We start from the raw sequence: 14,879 nt of genomic DNA, 5'->3' as shown, positions 1-14,879 counted from the left end.
TCGGACGCGCGGGGCGCGCGCCTCTCCGGCTCGCCGGAGGAGGTCTACAAGGCCTTCGTCGACGCGATGCGCGCGGGCGACCGCGCCGCGATGCTCAAGATGCTGGGGCCCGAGGCGGCCGACGTCGTGGCCTCGGGCGACAACGTGTCGGACAAGGCGACGTGGCGGCGCTTCGTGGAGAAGTACGATCAGGCGCACAAGCTCGAGGCGGGCGGCGGCAAGGTCGTGCTCCTCGTGGGCTCCGACGATTTCCCTATGCCGATCCCGATCGTGCCGGACGCCGAGGGCTGGCGGTTCGACACGCAGGCCGGGCGAGAGGAGATTCTCGCGCGGCGCGTGGGGCGCAACGAGCTGGACACGATCCAGGTGTGCCTCGCCTATGTCGACGCGCAGCGCGAGTACTACGGGCTCGGATCGGGGCCCGGGGGCATGCTCCAGTACGCTCAGAAATTTCTCAGCTCGCCGGGCAAGCACGATGGCCTCTACTGGCCGACCAAGCCCGGCGAGCGCCCGAGCCCGCTGGGGAACCTGGTGGCGCGCGCCCGTGCCGAGGGATACTCCGGCCAGCGAGTGGCCGAGGGTCAACTCCGGCCTTACCACGGCTACGTGTACCGCATCCTGACCGCGCAGGGCCCCGACGCGCCCGGCGGCGCCTACGACTATGTGGCGCGCGGTTACATGATCGGCGGCTTCGCCCTGGTGGCGCGCCCCGCGGCGTACGGTGATTCCGGCGTCATGACCTTCATCGTCAGCCACGATGGCAAGGTGTTTCAGAAAGATCTCGGCGAGGCCACGCCGCGGATCGTGGGCGCTATGAAAGTGTTCAATCCGGATTCCAGCTGGCAGCAGGCGGACACCGCGCTCGCGCAGAAGTAAGCACTCGCTTCCCGGGCTACGCTAGAATCGTCGGGGTGAGAGGTATGGCTCGACGATGACGGCCGACGGCACCGTCTACATCGTGGATGACGAGGAGTCGGTGCGGCGCGCCTTGTCGCGGCTCGTGCGCTCGGTCGGCCTCGCGGTCGAGACGTTCCCCACCGCCCAGGCCTTTCTCGACCGCGAGCGCGTCGATCGCCCGTCCTGCCTCGTACTCGACGTGCGCCTCCCGGGGCTCAGCGGCCTCGACCTGCAAGCCTCGTTGGGGGCGCGCCAGGAGCTCCTTCCCATCATCTTCATCACCGGGCGCGGCAGCATTCCCATGAGCGTGCGGGCCATGAAGGACGGTGCGCTCGACTTCCTGCGCAAGCCGGTGGAGAGCCAGGAGCTGCTCGACGCGATCCGCCGGGCGCTCGCGCGGAGCCGGGAAGCGCTTGGCCGTCAAGCCGAGCGCGACGTGCTGACAGCGCGGCTCGCCATGCTGACCGCGCGCGAGCGCGAGGTGCTCGACCTCGTGGTGGCGGGGATGCTCAATAAGCAGATCGCGGTCGAGCTGGGCGCGGCGGAGAAGACCATCAAGGTCCACCGCGGGCGCGTCATGAAGAAGATGGAGGCGGACTCGGTCGCCGAGCTCGTCCGGATGACGCAGAAGGCGTCGCTCGGCGTCTCGCACGCCTGATCCACTCGCTCGCGTCTCGCCGCGCTCGCCTGGTCTATAGGACCAACGTCCCATGGTGCGCCGACCGGCGTGCGGTTAGAGTCTCGGCGATCGACTGCAATCGGTTCCCGACCGAGACAGAGGAGCCTCTCATGCCTTCACGACATCGAGCCCGCCGTCTTCCCGTCGCGATCGTCCTCGCCGCCGGCCTCATCGCCTCGACCGCCTCGGCGCAGCCGTACTTCTATCCGCAAAAGGGGCAGAGCCAGCAGCAACAGCAGCAGGACCGGGCGGACTGCCACGTGTGGGCGGTGCAGCAGACCGGCTTCGACCCGTCCACGGCGGCCGCGTCGGCCCCGCCGCCGGCGCCGGCGCCGACCACGGGTCCGGGGCGGGGCGCGGCTCGAGGCGCCGCGGTCGGCGCCATCGGGGGCGCCATCGGAGGCAACGCGGGCAAGGGGGCGGCGATCGGCGCGGCCACCGGCGCGGTGTTCGGGACCATGCGGCGGAACGACCAGATCCGTCAGTCGCAGGCCCAGCAGGCCGCTTACTCTGAGCAGGTCGGCGCCCAGCAGCAGAACTACCAGCGCGCGCTGGGCTCCTGCATGGCCGGCCGCGGTTACACGGTTCAGTAAACGACTCACACCGAGGAGAGCAACGTATGAGCGCCTATCGACGCATGCCCCTCGTTCTCTGCGCCCTCCTTCTGATCGCCTGCACGCCCGCGCTGATCGGCCACGCGGGGGCGGCGGGCCCGTATGACGGCTCCAAGCCGCTTCTCTGCGCGGTCGCGAACGTGATGGAGTGCGACGACTCGGGCAAGTGCGAGCGGCATCTCAACGACGACAACGATCACAGCATCACCTTTCTCCGCATCGACGTCGGCGCGAAGACGGTGAAGGCTGGGAACCGCATGGCCACGGTGAAGGCGGCGTCGAACATCGACGGGGCGCTGATTCTGCAGGGCGGCGAGAACGGACGGGGCTGGAGCGCGACCATCGCGGAGGATACCGGGCGCATGGCCGCCGCCATCGTGGACAACGACCACACGTTCTCGATCTTCGGCGGCTGCACCCTACCCTGACGGTTCGAGCGTGAAGGTCCTTGGCGCCGTGCTCGTCCTCGTCACCGCGGCGGCTCTGACTCCGGCTCCGAGCCCGGCGCAGACCGTGGGCGACGTATTCCGGCAGGTCACGCCCTCGGTGGTCGTGATCCGCGCGCGGGGGCGCGAGGTGTCCGGGGGGAGCGTGGTCGGCTACTCCGAGACAGGCTCCGGCGTCTTGATCTCCGCGGACGGCAAAGTCGTCACCGCCGCCCACGTCGTCAATACCACCGACGCCATCACGGTGGAGGTCATCGGGGGGGAATCCGTGCCCGCGCGCGTCATCGCCTCGGAGCCCGGCGCCGATCTCTCCATGATCCAGCTCGAGCGGGTGCCGAACGGCGCCCAGGTGGCGAAGCTCGCCAACTCCGATCGGGTGCGCGTGGGCGACCAGGTCCTCGTGGTGGGGGCGCCCTATGGCCTGAGCTACTCGCTCAGCGTGGGCTACATCAGCGCGCGCTGGGCGCCCAACACCGTCTACCGCTCGATGCCTCTGGCCGAGTTCTTCCAGACCGACGCGGTGATCAACACCGGCAACTCGGGCGGCCCCCTCTTCAACATGGCGGGTGAGGTGGTCGGCATCGTGAGTCACAACATCTCCAAGGGCGGCGGCAGCGAAGGGCTGGGCTTCGTCGTTACCTGGAACACCGCGAGGCAGCTTCTCCTCGAGAAGCGCTCGGTGTGGACGGGCGTCGAGGGCGAGATCCTCACCGAGCGCCAGGCCGACATCCTGAACTGCCCACCCGGCGTGCTCGGCTATCTCGTCACCGTCGTGGCCAAGGGCTCGCCCACGGACGCGATGGGGCTGCGCGGGGGCGATTCGACCGCCACCATCGACGGGCGTCCGCTCGTGGTCGGCGGCGACATCATCGTCAGCGTGAACGGGATCCCCGTGCGGAGCTCCGCGGATCTCATCCAGATCCGGGACGCCGTGAACCGCCTGCCTCCCAACTCAATCGTCAAGGCGCAGGTCCTGCGCCAGGGACGGATCGTCGAGCTCTCCGGCAAAGTGGACTGACGTGGAGCGGGGGCTGGCCCTGCGGAGTGCGCTTTAGGACCCGCCAATCCCCGGCAAGCCCTCCCGGATCCGCCGCGAGAAGTCGGGAGCCCCGGCTGCCGCGCGCGCCCGGTCGTCGATCAGGCTCCGGGCGTGGAGCTCCGCGAACGGCAGGCTCGTGTCCACCGCCCCGATCTGATAGGCCAGCTCGTCGAGGTAGCCGTTGAGATAGATCTTCCAGCCGGTCCATGAGCGCGCCGCCACCGGCGCGGTGAGGCCCCGGATCGCGGTGGTGCAGTTCTGCGTGACGGCGTTGTACCACTCGGGATGGTCGCGCAGGCGGTCGAGCTCGGCGACGTAGCGCAGGAAGATCGCGCGCACCCCGGATGGCGGCGTGCGGACGCGGTAGAGATAGACGTGCTCGCCGCGGACATTGGTGCGCACGCCGACGACATCGCGCTCGTCCGCGACCACGAAGATCAGCTCGTACTGCTTGAAGAGGCCCTTGATCGCGGAGTACGCCTCGCCCTTCTCCTTCCGCCCCTCGATCGACACCGCCAGATAGCGGCCGTCGGCGAAGCCGAAGCTGAGAATCGTATGGGCGATGCCCGGCGCGCCCCAGTGCGAGAGCATGAAATCGAGAGTGCGGAGGTCGGACAGGCGATACGTGCGGTCCTCGTAGCGGACGTCGAAGTCGGTATCGCTCCGATACACCGTGTTCCGGACGTTGTGCACGGTCACGGTGTCGTCGTGCACCTCCGCCCAGGCCAGGGCGGCAAGATCCGGCTGCCAATCCCGGTCGTTCCGCGGGGGGATGAGCAGCCACCAGACGAGCACCGCGGCGAAGAGCGCGCCGGCGAGCGGCCACGCCAGGCGGCGGGGCCGGATCCAGATGACGAGAGCCGCCATGGCCGCCGCGAACACGAGCGCGACCGTCATGCGCGCGGCGGTGGGACCCGGCCCCGAGAAGTAGAGGGCGAGCGCCCCCCAGATCACCCCCAGGGCCGCGCCGGCCGCGACCAGCCCCCGCGTGGCGGCCCGCACCGTCCGGCTTCGCCTCATCGCCCACACTTAGGAACTTGAGCGGGCGGGGGGCAAGTTGGACTAAAGTCCAATAGCCGGGGGCGGGGCGGTGGAGGCTCCAGTCACCTGGGGGTGCGTCCGGGAGCCGCGGGCATACGCCCAACGTCTTATTGCCTGGACCGGCCTGCTCCATGAGAATCGCGCTGCTGTAGCGAAGTGGGCAACTCACAACGGAGGAGGGCTATGCGCGCAAGAGCGTCGGTAGCGGCATTGATCGTCGGGGTAGCGTTGCTCACCGTGGGGTGTGCCACGCGGGAGGACTGGAACGAGTGGCTCTCCCACAGCTCGCACTTCGCGTCGGGGGATCACGGGTTCTTCTCGCTCAAAAACAACAAGGACGGGTCGAACCCCAAGGTGACGCGCACGGACATCGAGAACTCGCGGAGTCAGAACTGGTGGGGCCTGTACGCTATCAACGTTGACCCGAGTCAGATCTTCCAGAACTGAGCCTCGGGGATCCACCCGGCTCGAAGGGAGCCCCTCATGCACATGCGACTGAAGCCGGCTGCACTCGTACTGTCCCTCATGGCCCTGGCGCTCGTCGTCAGTGGTTGCCCCAAGCGGCCGGTCGTCCCGCAGGTCGCGGCCCCCGCGCCCGTCGCGCCGCCGCCGGCTCCTGCGCCGGCGCCCGCGCCGCCGCCCGTGATGGCCGCGCCCCCCGCGCCGGCTCCCCCTCCGCCGGCGCCCGCGCCTGCCCCGGTGGCTCCAGCGCCGGCTCCTGCCCCCGCGCCGCCGCCGCCGCCGGCTGACTATGAGCCGAATGACAATCTCAAGAGCATCTACTTCGACTTCGACAAGTCCAACATCCGGCCCGGCGATGCGAAGATCCTCGACGCCAGCGCCGCGTACCTCAAGTCCAACTCCAACCTGCTCGTCCTGGTCGAAGGCCACTGTGACGACCGGGGCACCGCGGAGTACAACATCGCCCTCGGTGAGCGTCGCGCCAAGGCGGCGGTGAACTACCTGGTCGCCCAGGGCATCGACGCCAGCCGGTTCACGACGGTGTCGTACGGCAAGGAACGCCCGGTGTGTTCCGAGCAGAATGAAGCCTGCTGGGCCAAGAATCGGCGGGATCGGTTCCTGAGCAAGCCTCGTTGAGCATGCGAGCGGCCCGCGATGTGATGCGGGGAGGCGGTCCGGGCGTCACGGCCCGGGCCGCCGCGCTCATGCTCGCCATGCTGGCGCTGGGGGCGTGTGCATCCTCGGCACCGGCTCCGCAGCTCACACCCGTGGCCGTCACCGACTTCAAGATGATCGCGGGGAAGTGGTCCGGTCTCGTCATCGGTCTCGCCAGTCTGCGCGATGACGGGGACTGGGTCGACATGGTGATCCGCGAGAACGGGACGTACGAGTACGGGATCGCGCGGAACATCGGGGTGATGGCCGGCAAAGGGACCTTCACGCTGCAGGATGGCAAGGTCCTGATGGCGGGTGCCCGCGGGCAGGGCACGTTCTCCCTTTTCGAGGGCGAAGGCATGCGAGTCCTTCGCGGGAGCGGCATGCTGAACAGCGGCACCGCCCTGCGCGGAGATCTGAGGCCGGCCCGCTAGCCGTCGAGCGATTCGAGGTGTTCCGGTTTCGCCGGCGCGCGGGCGTGGTCAGCGGCTGGGTTGTCGCCGCGCTCGCGGCTCTCAGCCTCTCGGCCTGCGGGTCCTTCGTGACCGTCACGCGCGTCTCACCCGAACAGGTGGGACGCGAGCTTTCGGCCAGCGTGCTCACAGGCGATCGCCTGAGCACGCCCACCCGCAACGTCCTCCTCGAGCACGGTCTGCTCGAGGCCTTCGACAAGGATCCCGTCGAGACGCTCGCCCGGCTGCACAAGGCCATGGTGGCCGAGGACGCCGACTTCGACGACCTCTTCGCGCTCGCCGAGCTGTCGTTCCGACAGGCGCAGTCGGCCCAGGACCTCACGCGCTATCTCGAGGCCGCGGTCTACGCGTACGCCTTTCTGTTCGCGGAGGGCCACGGCCAGGCGCCCAGCCGCTTCGATCCGCGGCTGCGCACGGCGGCCGATCTCTACAATCGCGCCCTCACTCTCGCTCTCGCGAAACCTGACGGCAGCGAGGTGACGCCGCGCAGCGGCCGCTTCGCCCTGTCCTTCGGTGTGCTCGACATCGACATGGACCCGGAGGCGCTGCGGGTCGGCGCTTACGCCTTCGACCGGTTCACGCCGGTGGCAGATCTCGAGGTCGAGGGTCTCAACATGCGCTATCGGCGCGCCGGGCTCGGGGCGCCGCTTGCCGCTTCACTGAAGTCCGCCGACCCCGACAAGGCGCCCCAGGACTTTCTGCCCGCCGAGATGAACCTCGCGGTGACGATGCTGCTGCGCATTCCCAACGTGCGGCGCACGCTCGTCGATGGCAGCCTGCTGGCCGGGCAGCTCGATGTCTTCCTCGCTGCCGAGCCCGAGACGATCACGATCAGCGGCGAGCGCGTGCCCCTGGAGGTGGAGCCTACCGCGGCCCTCGCGTACACCCTCGCCCAGATGCCGATCCTCGAGCGCGAGGTCCGGCACTTCGTCGGCCTCACCACGCCGGAGCGCACGGGAGAAACCCTCGCCACCACCGCGCCCTACCGGCCGGGGCTCATCCCGGTCGTCTTCATCCACGGCACATTCTCCAGCGCCGCGCGCTGGGCGGAGATGGTGAACCGGCTCGAGGCCGACGCGGAGATCCGCCGCGGCTATCAGTTCTGGTTCTTCGCCTATGACTCCAGCAACCCCATCGCCTACTCCGCCCTGCAGCTCCGCCGCCTCCTCACCAAGGCGCTCACCCAGCTCGATCCGGTGGGCGCCGATCCCGCGCTGGCGCGCATGGTTGTGATCGGGCACAGCCAGGGGGGGCTGCTCGCCAAGATGCTCACGGTGGACACGGGGAACAAGCTGTGGGATCAGATCAGCAAAGTGCCGCTGCTCGAGCTGCGGCTCTCGCCGGAGAGTCGGAAGACTCTGCAGCAGTCGCTGTTCGTGACGCCGTTTCCGGCCGTCCGCCGGGTGATCTTCATCTCCACCCCCCACCACGGCAGCTTCGTGGCGGGGCGCCAGATGATCGCCAATCTACTCCGGCGGATCGTGCGCGCCCCCGCGGCCCTGGCGGGCCTGGGCGCTGAGCTGGCGCTGCACCCCGAGCTGCTCGGCGGACGCCGCTTCGTGCTCCCGACCGCGGTCGACAACATGTCTCCGCGAAGCGCCTTCATCGAGGCGCTCGCGCCGATCCCCGTCGCGCCCGGCATCCACACTCACTCGATCATTTCGGTCAAGGGGGTCGGCCCCTACGAGCAGGGCAATGACGGGGTCGTCGAGTACCAGAGCGCCCACATCGAGCCCGTCGACTCCGAGCTGGTCGTCCGGTCGCCCCACTCCACACAGGGCGTGCCGGCCACGATCGAGGAGGTGAGGCGTATTCTGCGGCTGCACCTCAAGGAGCCGTGAGCTAGGCGCCGCTACGCACCGCGAAGTGCTGCTCGGGGGCGGGGAACCCCGCTTCGCCGAAGGCCTCCCGGATCGCGCGATTGGTGTCGAAGTACACCTGCCAGTAGTGCGCGTTGTTGCAGTAGGGCCGCACCGCGAGCACCGGGCCGGCGAGGGTGAACGTGAGGATCTCGACGTCGGGCTCCGGCTCGGGCAGGACGTTCCGGATCTTGGCGAGACGCTCCTTGAGCCGATACGTCGCCTCGCGATGGTCCACCCCGTGGTCGAGCTGCGCGACCAGCTCCACCCGGCGGTAGGGGTTCGTGGAGAAGTTCTGGATGCTGTCGGCGAAGATCTTGCTGTTGGGCACGAGGGTCCGGACGTTGTCGAGCGTGTCGATGGCGGTGACGAAGAGGCCGATCTCCTTCACGGTGCCCGTCACGCCTCCGGCGGTGATGAACTGGCCGACTCGGAAGGGCTGGAGGACGATGAGGAAGGCGCCTGACGCGAAGCTCGAGAGGAGGCCGCCCCAGGCCACGCCGATGGCGACACCGGCCGCCGCGATGAGCGCCGCGAAGGTGGTCGTCTCCACGCCGAAGAGGCTCAGGATCGCCAGGGCGAGGCCGATGTTCAGGATGACGCCCAGGATGTTGCCGAGATACCGGGTGATGGTGGCGTCCACGTGGCGCATCGTGAGCGATCGCGACACGAGCCGCACGATTACCGAAATGATCATGCGACCGATGACCCAGAGGATGATGGCACCCAGGATGCGGAGCCCCACCTGGGTGATCATGGCGACTGCGACCTGTCCCATCGTACTGAAGTCCATGCGCCCCTCCTTTCGCCGATCCGATGCCGCGTGTCGAGTATCATCGAACGGCCCCTCTCCGTCGTATGGGACGAAGGTCTGATGGCAGTAGGATGACGCCCGCCCGACAGTGGAGCCCACGACGGAGGGGACCGGGATAGCCACGGTGAACGTCGATAGACGCCGCAGGGCGTCATTCTTGCGCCGCCGGCATGCGGGCTAACGGCGAATCCACGCCTTCAGCCCTCCGTGTGGGCGCGACGGCGCTCGCGGTGTGCCTGGGCTACTTCGTCGGGGCCAACATCGGCTTCATCCTGCGGCTCCCGCCCGCGACCCCCTCGATCCTGTGGCCGCCCAACTCCATCCTGACCGCGGCCCTGCTGATGTCGCCGCCCCGGCGGTGGTGGATTTACCTGCTCGCTGCCTTGCCCGCGCACCTCGTCGTGGAGCTGCCGGTGATCTCGCCGCCCACCCTGGTGTTCGTGCTCTTCGCCACGAACTGCCTGGAGGCCCTCATCGGCGCGGCGGCCGTGCGCGCCCTGAGCGATGCGCCCGCGCGCTTCGACACGCTGCCGCGGGTGGCGGCGTTCGTGGTGGGGGCCGGCTTCCTCGGACCGTTTCTGTCATCCTTCGTGGACGCCGGGGCCGTGTCGCTGTGGCTGGGCGAGCCGTACGTCACGGTGTGGCGCACGCGCTTCTTCTCGAACCTCATCACCGAGCTGGCGCTGGTTCCCGCCATCGTCTTCGTGATCCGATCGGCCTGGAGCCGCGCGCGATATGCCAGCCTCTCCCGCCGCCTCGAGGCCGGGCTGCTCGCGGCCGGCATCATTTCGGTCGCGGTGGTGTACTTCTTCGGGCACTCCGACGCGGCGAGCCCGTTGCTCGGCTCCCCGCACACGCCGGTCGCCTTCTTCGTGCCGTTCGTGCTGTGGGGCACGGTGCGCTTCGGGCCGGCCGGAGCGACGCTGACCTTCCTGATGACGATGATGGTCGTGATCTGGGCGGCCACGCACGGGCACGCGGGGTTCACGATGCCGCCCTCGCCCGAGAGCGTGCTGGTGCTACAGGTCTCGCTCGCGGTGAGCGCGGTGCCCCTACTGTGCCTGGCCGGGCTCGTCGAGGAGCGCTGGCGCGATCGGACCGTGCTCGCCGATCGCCTCCGCTTCGAGGAGCTGCTGGCGCGGCTGTCCGGCGCGTTCGTCCATCTGCCGTCCAATCAGATGGACCGGACGTTCGAGGTGTGGCTGGAGCGACTCGGTCGCTTCGTGGACGTCGATCGCGTGATGCTGCTGCGTCTCTCCGAGGACCGGACCGCCTTCACGGTGAGCCACGCCTGGTCGATGCCCGGTCTGCCGCCGCCGCCGCGGACGAATCTGGTCGACGCCTTCCCCTGGGTGGTCAGCCAGCTGCGACGGGAGCAGTCACTGATCTTTCTGCGCCCGGGCGATCTGCCGCCCGACGCCAAGCGTGACCGGGACTCGCTGATCGAGGCCGGCACGGTGTCCAAGCTCGCGCTGCCGCTAGTGGGGGGCGGGCGCGTGCTGGGCGCCCTCGCGCTGGTCACGGTGGGCCGGGAGTGCGAGTGGCCGGAGGAACTGGTGGGGCGCCTTCAGCTGGTCACCGAGGTGTTCGCGAACGCGCTCGCCCGCAAGGAGAGCGAAGACGCCCTCCGCGCCAGCGAGCTGATGAAGACGGCGATCCTCGCCTCGCTCAAGAGCGGGGTGGCCGTGCTCAACGGGGCCGGCGAGGTCATCGCGGTGAACCGGGTGTGGACGCGGGCGTCCCCCGACTTCCATCAGGCTCCCGGCGCGTCCGTCTCCGTCGGCGACAACTACTTGGGAGTGTGCCGCGAGGCGGCGCGGCGGGGCGAGCCCCACGCCGGCGAGGCCCTCGCGGGGATCGAGTCCGTGCTCGACGGCAGGCGCGCCGGCTTCTCGTTCGAGTACCCGGCAGGCGGCGCGTCTCCCGAACGCTGGTACGCGATGTCGGTGGTGCCGCTCAGCCGTGCCGAGGGTGGCGCGGTGGTATCGAGCACGGACATCACCGAGAGCAAGCGCGCGGAGCTGGAGGCGCAGCGGAGCCGGCAGGAGCTGGCGCACTTCACGCGCGTCTCCACCATGGGCGAGCTGACCGCCTCCCTCGCGCACGAGCTGAATCAGCCGCTCACGGGGATCCTCACCAATGCGCAGGCCGCCCGCCGGCTCCTCGAGCGGGCGCGGCCCGACCTCGAGGAGCTCCGCGCCATCCTCCACGACATCATCGAGGACGACCGGCGAGCCGCCGAGGTGATCCAGCGCCTGCGCGACCTCCTGCGGAAGGGCGAGTCGGAGGTGAGCCGCCTCGATCTCAATGCGCTCATCCGCGACGTGCTCAAGCTCCTGGGCAGCGACACGGTGATCCGCAACGTCAGCGTCGCGCTCGACCTCGAATCCAGCGTCCCCGTGGTCACCGGCGACCGGGTGCAGCTCGAGCAGGTGCTGCTGAACCTCTTGCTCAATGCCATGGAGGCGATGGCCGAGCGGCTGGGCGGCGACCGGACGGTGGTGGTGCGCACGCGCAACGCCGACGGCAGCTGCGTCCAGGCTTCAGTCGAAGACGGTGGCCCCGGCCTGCGGCCGGGCACGCTGGAGACGGTGTTCGAGCCCTTCTACACGACCAAGTCGTCCGGCATGGGGATGGGCCTGGCCATCGCCCGCTCGATCATCGAGGCCCACGGCGGGACGATCTGGGCGGAGAACAGCACCCGCGGCGCCACGTTCCACTTCCGGCTTCCCCTGGGCCGGGTCGGCGTGACATGAGCGAGCCAGAAGCCACCATCTTCGTGGTGGACGATGATCCCTCGGTGCGCCGCGGGCTGGAGCGCCTCCTGCGCACGGCGGGGCATCGGGTCGAGAGCTTCGCCTCCGCGCGCGAGTTCCTCGAGCGGCCCGAGCACGACGGCCCTCGGTGCCTGGTGCTGGACGTCCGCATGCCGGGGCAGAGCGGTCTCGATCTCCACGACCGGCTCGTCGCGTCGGGCCGGGACATCCCGGTGATCTTCATCACCGGGCACGCCGACGTGCCCATGGCCGTGCGCGCCATGAAAGCGGGCGCTGTCGACTTCCTCTCCAAGCCCTTCGACGACTCCGAGCTCCTGGGCGCGGCGCGCCAGGCCCTCGACCGCGACCGCAAGCGCTGGACGTTGCGCCGGCGCTTCGGCAGCGACGCCTTCTAGGCTACTCGGGCAGCCCCTCGATCGCGTACATCCCCACGGTGATCGCGCTGGGCGGACCCCACTGGCCGAACCAGCGCGAGTACACGTGGAGCACGTCGCCCGACCGGTAGAGCCGGGCGAGCGCGCGGTTCACCGACAGGCGGAACGCGGGGTCGCCGCGCCGGAGCATGAGGGCGTACGGCTCGTAGGACAGGAAGCGGTCGAGCAGGGCGAACTGACGCGGATCGGGCGAGGACATCGCCAGCCCGATCAGGATGGCGCGATCCGACGCGTAGACGTCGGCGGTCTTGTTGACGAGCGCGGCCAGGCCGTCGGCGTGGTCCTTCACGGCGACGATCTGGGCCCGGCTCGCCGCGCCGGCCCGGCTGATCACGTCCCGGATAATGGCCTCGGTGGTGGTGCCGGGAATGACCGCGATGCGGATGCCGCTCAGATCGCCGCTCGCGTCGGTGCCCGGCATCGCGAGCAGGCTCGCGCCGGTGATGAACGTGGTGAGGCTGAAGTCCACCTGCTCCTGGCGGCCGAGCGTGTTGGTCGTGGAGCCACACTCGATGTCGATGGTGCCGTTCATCACCGCGCTGACCCGACTCTCCACCGTCACCGGCACCCACTTGGGCTGGAGGTCGGGCAGCTTCAGCTCGCGCCGGAGTTCATCGACCACCGCATTGCAGAGGTCGATCGAGTAGCCGATCGGCTGCCGGCTCGAGTCGAGGTAGGAGAACGGCACCGAGGAGTCCCGAAAGCCGAGCGTGATGGTCTTGGTCGCCCGAATCTTGTCGAGGGTTCCGGCGGGTGCGGAGCTGCTGCTGGTGCCCGTGGAGGCGCAGCCGGCGGCGAGCAGCGCCGCGGTGGCGAGGGTCAGCGCGCGCAAGGCAAAGCGTCTCACGTGTGTGTTCCTCCTCACTACTTGATCATGCCCTTGAGGGAGCCCACCTGCTTCTGAAGATCGCCGAGCTGACCGGCGAGCTGGGTGAGGCGGTTGGGCTCCACCTGCGGCTTGGCCAGCTCGGCGTTGAGGGAGTTGGCCTTGGGCAGGAGAGAGTCCACCTTGCCCTTGTCCGCCGGGCTCAGGCTGGGATTTTGCTTCATCGCCGTGAGATCGGCCACCAGCTGCTTGGCCTGCTCGAGCAGCGCGCCCTTGTCGAGCGAGGTGGGAAGCGAGCCCAGTCCCGGGATCTGGGCGGCCGCCGGCGTCGCCATGAGGGTCCACGCCAGCAGCACGCACGAAAGCACGAGGATCCGCCGTCTCGTCATGTTTGCACCTCCTGGGTGCGACTATCGCCCGCCTGAGGAGGTTGTACGTTGCCCGGCCGGGCTCCGCGCAATGGGACCAAGGTCCAACTATCACCTCGCATGCACGCAGCGTTACAACGTGGACCGGCTCCGTCTGACCATTCGAGCCAGGAGGACTCCTCATGCGCAAGATCTTCGCGCGATCGCTCACGGTCGCTCTCGCCCTGACGGGGGGCCTGCTCCTGGCCGCCGGGGGTCCGGCGACGGCCCAGACCGCGCCGGCCTCGCCGCCCGCCGCGACCCCCCCGGCCACCACGCCGCCCGCCGCGAAGGCGCCCGAGACCAAGCCCGGCGTGGTGTTCGCAGAGACCACGACGCTTCATGCGACCGTCGAGGCCGTCGACCCCGCGACCAGGGAAGTGACGCTGAAGGGGCCCAAGGGCAAGATCGTGACGATCAAGGCCGGCCCCGAGGTCAAGAACTTCGATCAGATTCACGTCGGTGACGTGCTCACTGCCCGCTATCTCGAGTCGGTGGCGCTCGTGGTTCGCAAGGCCGACGCCGGGCCGAGCGCCAACGAGTCGCGCACGGTCGAGGTGGCGCCCAAGGGCCACAAGCCGGCGGCCCGGATCGTGGAGACCAAGGAAGTGACGGCGACGGTCGAGGCCATCGACTACGCTGCGCGCACCGTGACGCTCAGGGGCCCCGAGGGCAACGCACGCACGATCAAGGTGGATCCCTCGGTGAAGCGGCTGAATGACGTGAAGAAGGGTGATCAGGTGGTCGCGCGCTACACGGAAGGCCTCGCGATCTCCGTCAAGACCCCGCCGCCCGCGAAGACGGCGGCGCCGGCCCCGGCGACGAAGTAGCGGGTCTACTCGTAGAAGGGAGGCCCGACCATGCTCATGACCCTGGCTCGGAACTGGTGGGCGCTGGTGCTGCGCGGCGTGTGTGCGGTGCTGTTCGGGGTGGCGGCCTTCGCCTGGCCCGGTCTGACGCTGGCCGTGCTCATCTTCGTCTACGGAGCCTATGCCCTCTTCGACGGGGTCTTCGCCGTCATTGCCGCGGTGACCGCGCGACAGCCGGGACGATTTCCCTGGGGGATGCTCCTGGCCGGGATCGCCGCCGTCGCGGTTGGCGTCCTGACCATCGCCTTGCCCGGCCTTACCGCCCTGGCCTTGCTCTATCTGATCGCGGCGTGGGCCGTCATGCGCGGCGTGTTCGAGGTGATCGCCGCGGTTCACCTCCGAAAGGAAATCGATCACGAGTGGCTGCTCGCCGCGAGCGGCGTGCTCGCGATCGTGCTCGGCCTCTTCCTGGTGATCTCGCCCGGGGCGGGGGCGCTTGCGCTTCTGTGGGCGATCGGGGCCATGGCGATCGTGGTTGGTCTTCTCGAGATCGCGCTCGGCTTCCGGCTCAAGGGTTTGCGCGATCGCGTCGCCCAGCGGATGACGCGCGCGCGATGAGCCGACCGCCGAGCGCCCTCGTCGGGTGAT

17 protein-coding genes are annotated in these 14,879 nt (G+C 69.4%); 13 read left to right on the top strand and 4 right to left on the bottom strand.

What is annotated here, in order from left to right; genetic code table 11:
* The 5 genes from VFX14_10390 to VFX14_10370 all read left to right on the top strand — a co-directional run.
* On the top strand, positions 1-876 hold an 876-nt coding region (locus VFX14_10390), incomplete at its 5' end, for a DUF2950 domain-containing protein (GenBank protein HEU5190086.1).
* Between the two features lie 55 nt (positions 877-931).
* Positions 932-1,555, top strand: coding sequence for a response regulator (locus tag VFX14_10385; protein HEU5190085.1), 624 nt, complete (start codon positions 932-934; stop codon positions 1,553-1,555).
* 131 nt (positions 1,556-1,686) lie between these two features.
* A complete protein-coding gene (locus VFX14_10380; protein ID HEU5190084.1) occupies positions 1,687-2,169 on the top strand; it encodes a glycine zipper family protein in 483 nt (160 codons plus the stop codon).
* Between the two features lie 26 nt (positions 2,170-2,195).
* Positions 2,196-2,618: a hypothetical protein gene (locus VFX14_10375; protein ID HEU5190083.1), complete on the top strand. Its 423-nt coding sequence runs from the start codon at positions 2,196-2,198 to the stop codon at positions 2,616-2,618.
* A 10-nt stretch (positions 2,619-2,628) separates the two neighbouring features.
* A complete protein-coding gene (locus VFX14_10370) occupies positions 2,629-3,654 on the top strand; it encodes a trypsin-like peptidase domain-containing protein (GenBank protein ID HEU5190082.1) in 1,026 nt (341 codons plus the stop codon).
* Between the two features lie 33 nt (positions 3,655-3,687).
* Here VFX14_10370 and VFX14_10365 read toward each other — a convergent pair whose 3' ends face one another.
* On the bottom strand, positions 3,688-4,695 hold the full coding sequence (locus VFX14_10365; GenBank protein ID HEU5190081.1) for a DUF4105 domain-containing protein: 1,008 nt from the start codon (positions 4,693-4,695) through the stop codon (positions 3,688-3,690).
* A gap of 204 nt (positions 4,696-4,899) precedes the next feature.
* On the opposite strand from VFX14_10365, the gene VFX14_10360 reads away from it, so the two are divergent.
* Genes VFX14_10360 through VFX14_10345 form a run of 4 tightly spaced genes read left to right on the top strand, consistent with a single transcriptional unit; the run spans position 4,900 to position 8,146 of the window.
* Entirely contained in the window at positions 4,900-5,163 is a 264-nt protein-coding gene (locus VFX14_10360; protein ID HEU5190080.1) for a hypothetical protein, read from the top strand.
* Positions 5,164-5,199: 36 nt separating this feature from the next.
* On the top strand, positions 5,200-5,814 hold the full coding sequence (gene pal / locus VFX14_10355) for a peptidoglycan-associated lipoprotein Pal (protein HEU5190079.1): 615 nt from the start codon (positions 5,200-5,202) through the stop codon (positions 5,812-5,814).
* A gap of 2 nt (positions 5,815-5,816) precedes the next feature.
* On the top strand, positions 5,817-6,266 hold the full coding sequence (locus tag VFX14_10350; protein HEU5190078.1) for a hypothetical protein: 450 nt from the start codon (positions 5,817-5,819) through the stop codon (positions 6,264-6,266).
* Positions 6,267-6,283: 17 nt separating this feature from the next.
* On the top strand, positions 6,284-8,146 hold the full coding sequence (locus VFX14_10345; GenBank protein HEU5190077.1) for an alpha/beta fold hydrolase: 1,863 nt from the start codon (positions 6,284-6,286) through the stop codon (positions 8,144-8,146).
* A gap of 1 nt (position 8,147) precedes the next feature.
* Here VFX14_10345 and VFX14_10340 read toward each other — a convergent pair whose 3' ends face one another.
* Positions 8,148-8,957 carry a mechanosensitive ion channel family protein gene (locus VFX14_10340; GenBank protein HEU5190076.1) on the bottom strand — a complete coding sequence of 270 codons (810 nt, stop codon included), beginning with the start codon at positions 8,955-8,957 and terminating at the stop codon, positions 8,148-8,150.
* A 230-nt stretch (positions 8,958-9,187) separates the two neighbouring features.
* Here VFX14_10340 and VFX14_10335 point away from each other — a divergent pair, with 230 nt between their 5' ends.
* Positions 9,188-11,734: an MASE1 domain-containing protein gene (locus VFX14_10335; protein ID HEU5190075.1), complete on the top strand. Its 2,547-nt coding sequence runs from the start codon at positions 9,188-9,190 to the stop codon at positions 11,732-11,734.
* Positions 11,731-12,150 carry a response regulator transcription factor gene (locus VFX14_10330; GenBank protein HEU5190074.1) on the top strand — a complete coding sequence of 140 codons (420 nt, stop codon included), beginning with the start codon at positions 11,731-11,733 and terminating at the stop codon, positions 12,148-12,150. Before VFX14_10335 ends, VFX14_10330 begins: the two co-directional genes overlap by 4 nt.
* 1 nt (position 12,151) lies before the next feature.
* On the opposite strand, the gene VFX14_10325 is transcribed toward VFX14_10330, so the two are convergent.
* Complete coding sequence (locus tag VFX14_10325) at positions 12,152-13,036, bottom strand: amino acid ABC transporter substrate-binding protein (GenBank protein HEU5190073.1); 885 nt, start codon at positions 13,034-13,036, stop codon at positions 12,152-12,154.
* A 17-nt stretch (positions 13,037-13,053) separates the two neighbouring features.
* Complete coding sequence (locus VFX14_10320; protein ID HEU5190072.1) at positions 13,054-13,404, bottom strand: hypothetical protein; 351 nt, start codon at positions 13,402-13,404, stop codon at positions 13,054-13,056.
* Positions 13,405-13,565: 161 nt separating this feature from the next.
* On the opposite strand from VFX14_10320, the gene VFX14_10315 reads away from it, so the two are divergent.
* The gene (locus VFX14_10315) at positions 13,566-14,252 is read left to right on the top strand and encodes a hypothetical protein (GenBank protein ID HEU5190071.1); all 687 of its coding nucleotides are present in this window, start codon (positions 13,566-13,568) and stop codon (positions 14,250-14,252) included.
* A 30-nt stretch (positions 14,253-14,282) separates the two neighbouring features.
* Positions 14,283-14,849 (top strand): HdeD family acid-resistance protein, encoded by a 567-nt coding sequence (locus VFX14_10310; protein HEU5190070.1) that lies wholly within the window; start codon positions 14,283-14,285, stop codon positions 14,847-14,849.
* Positions 14,850-14,879: the final 30 nt, after the last annotated feature.

It is taken from the genome of Candidatus Methylomirabilota bacterium (assembly GCA_035764725.1).
GTDB lineage: Bacteria > Methylomirabilota > Methylomirabilia > Rokubacteriales > CSP1-6 > DASRWT01.
Note: the sequence above shows the minus strand (reverse complement) of the source record. Positions and strands in the feature narration are given on the sequence as shown.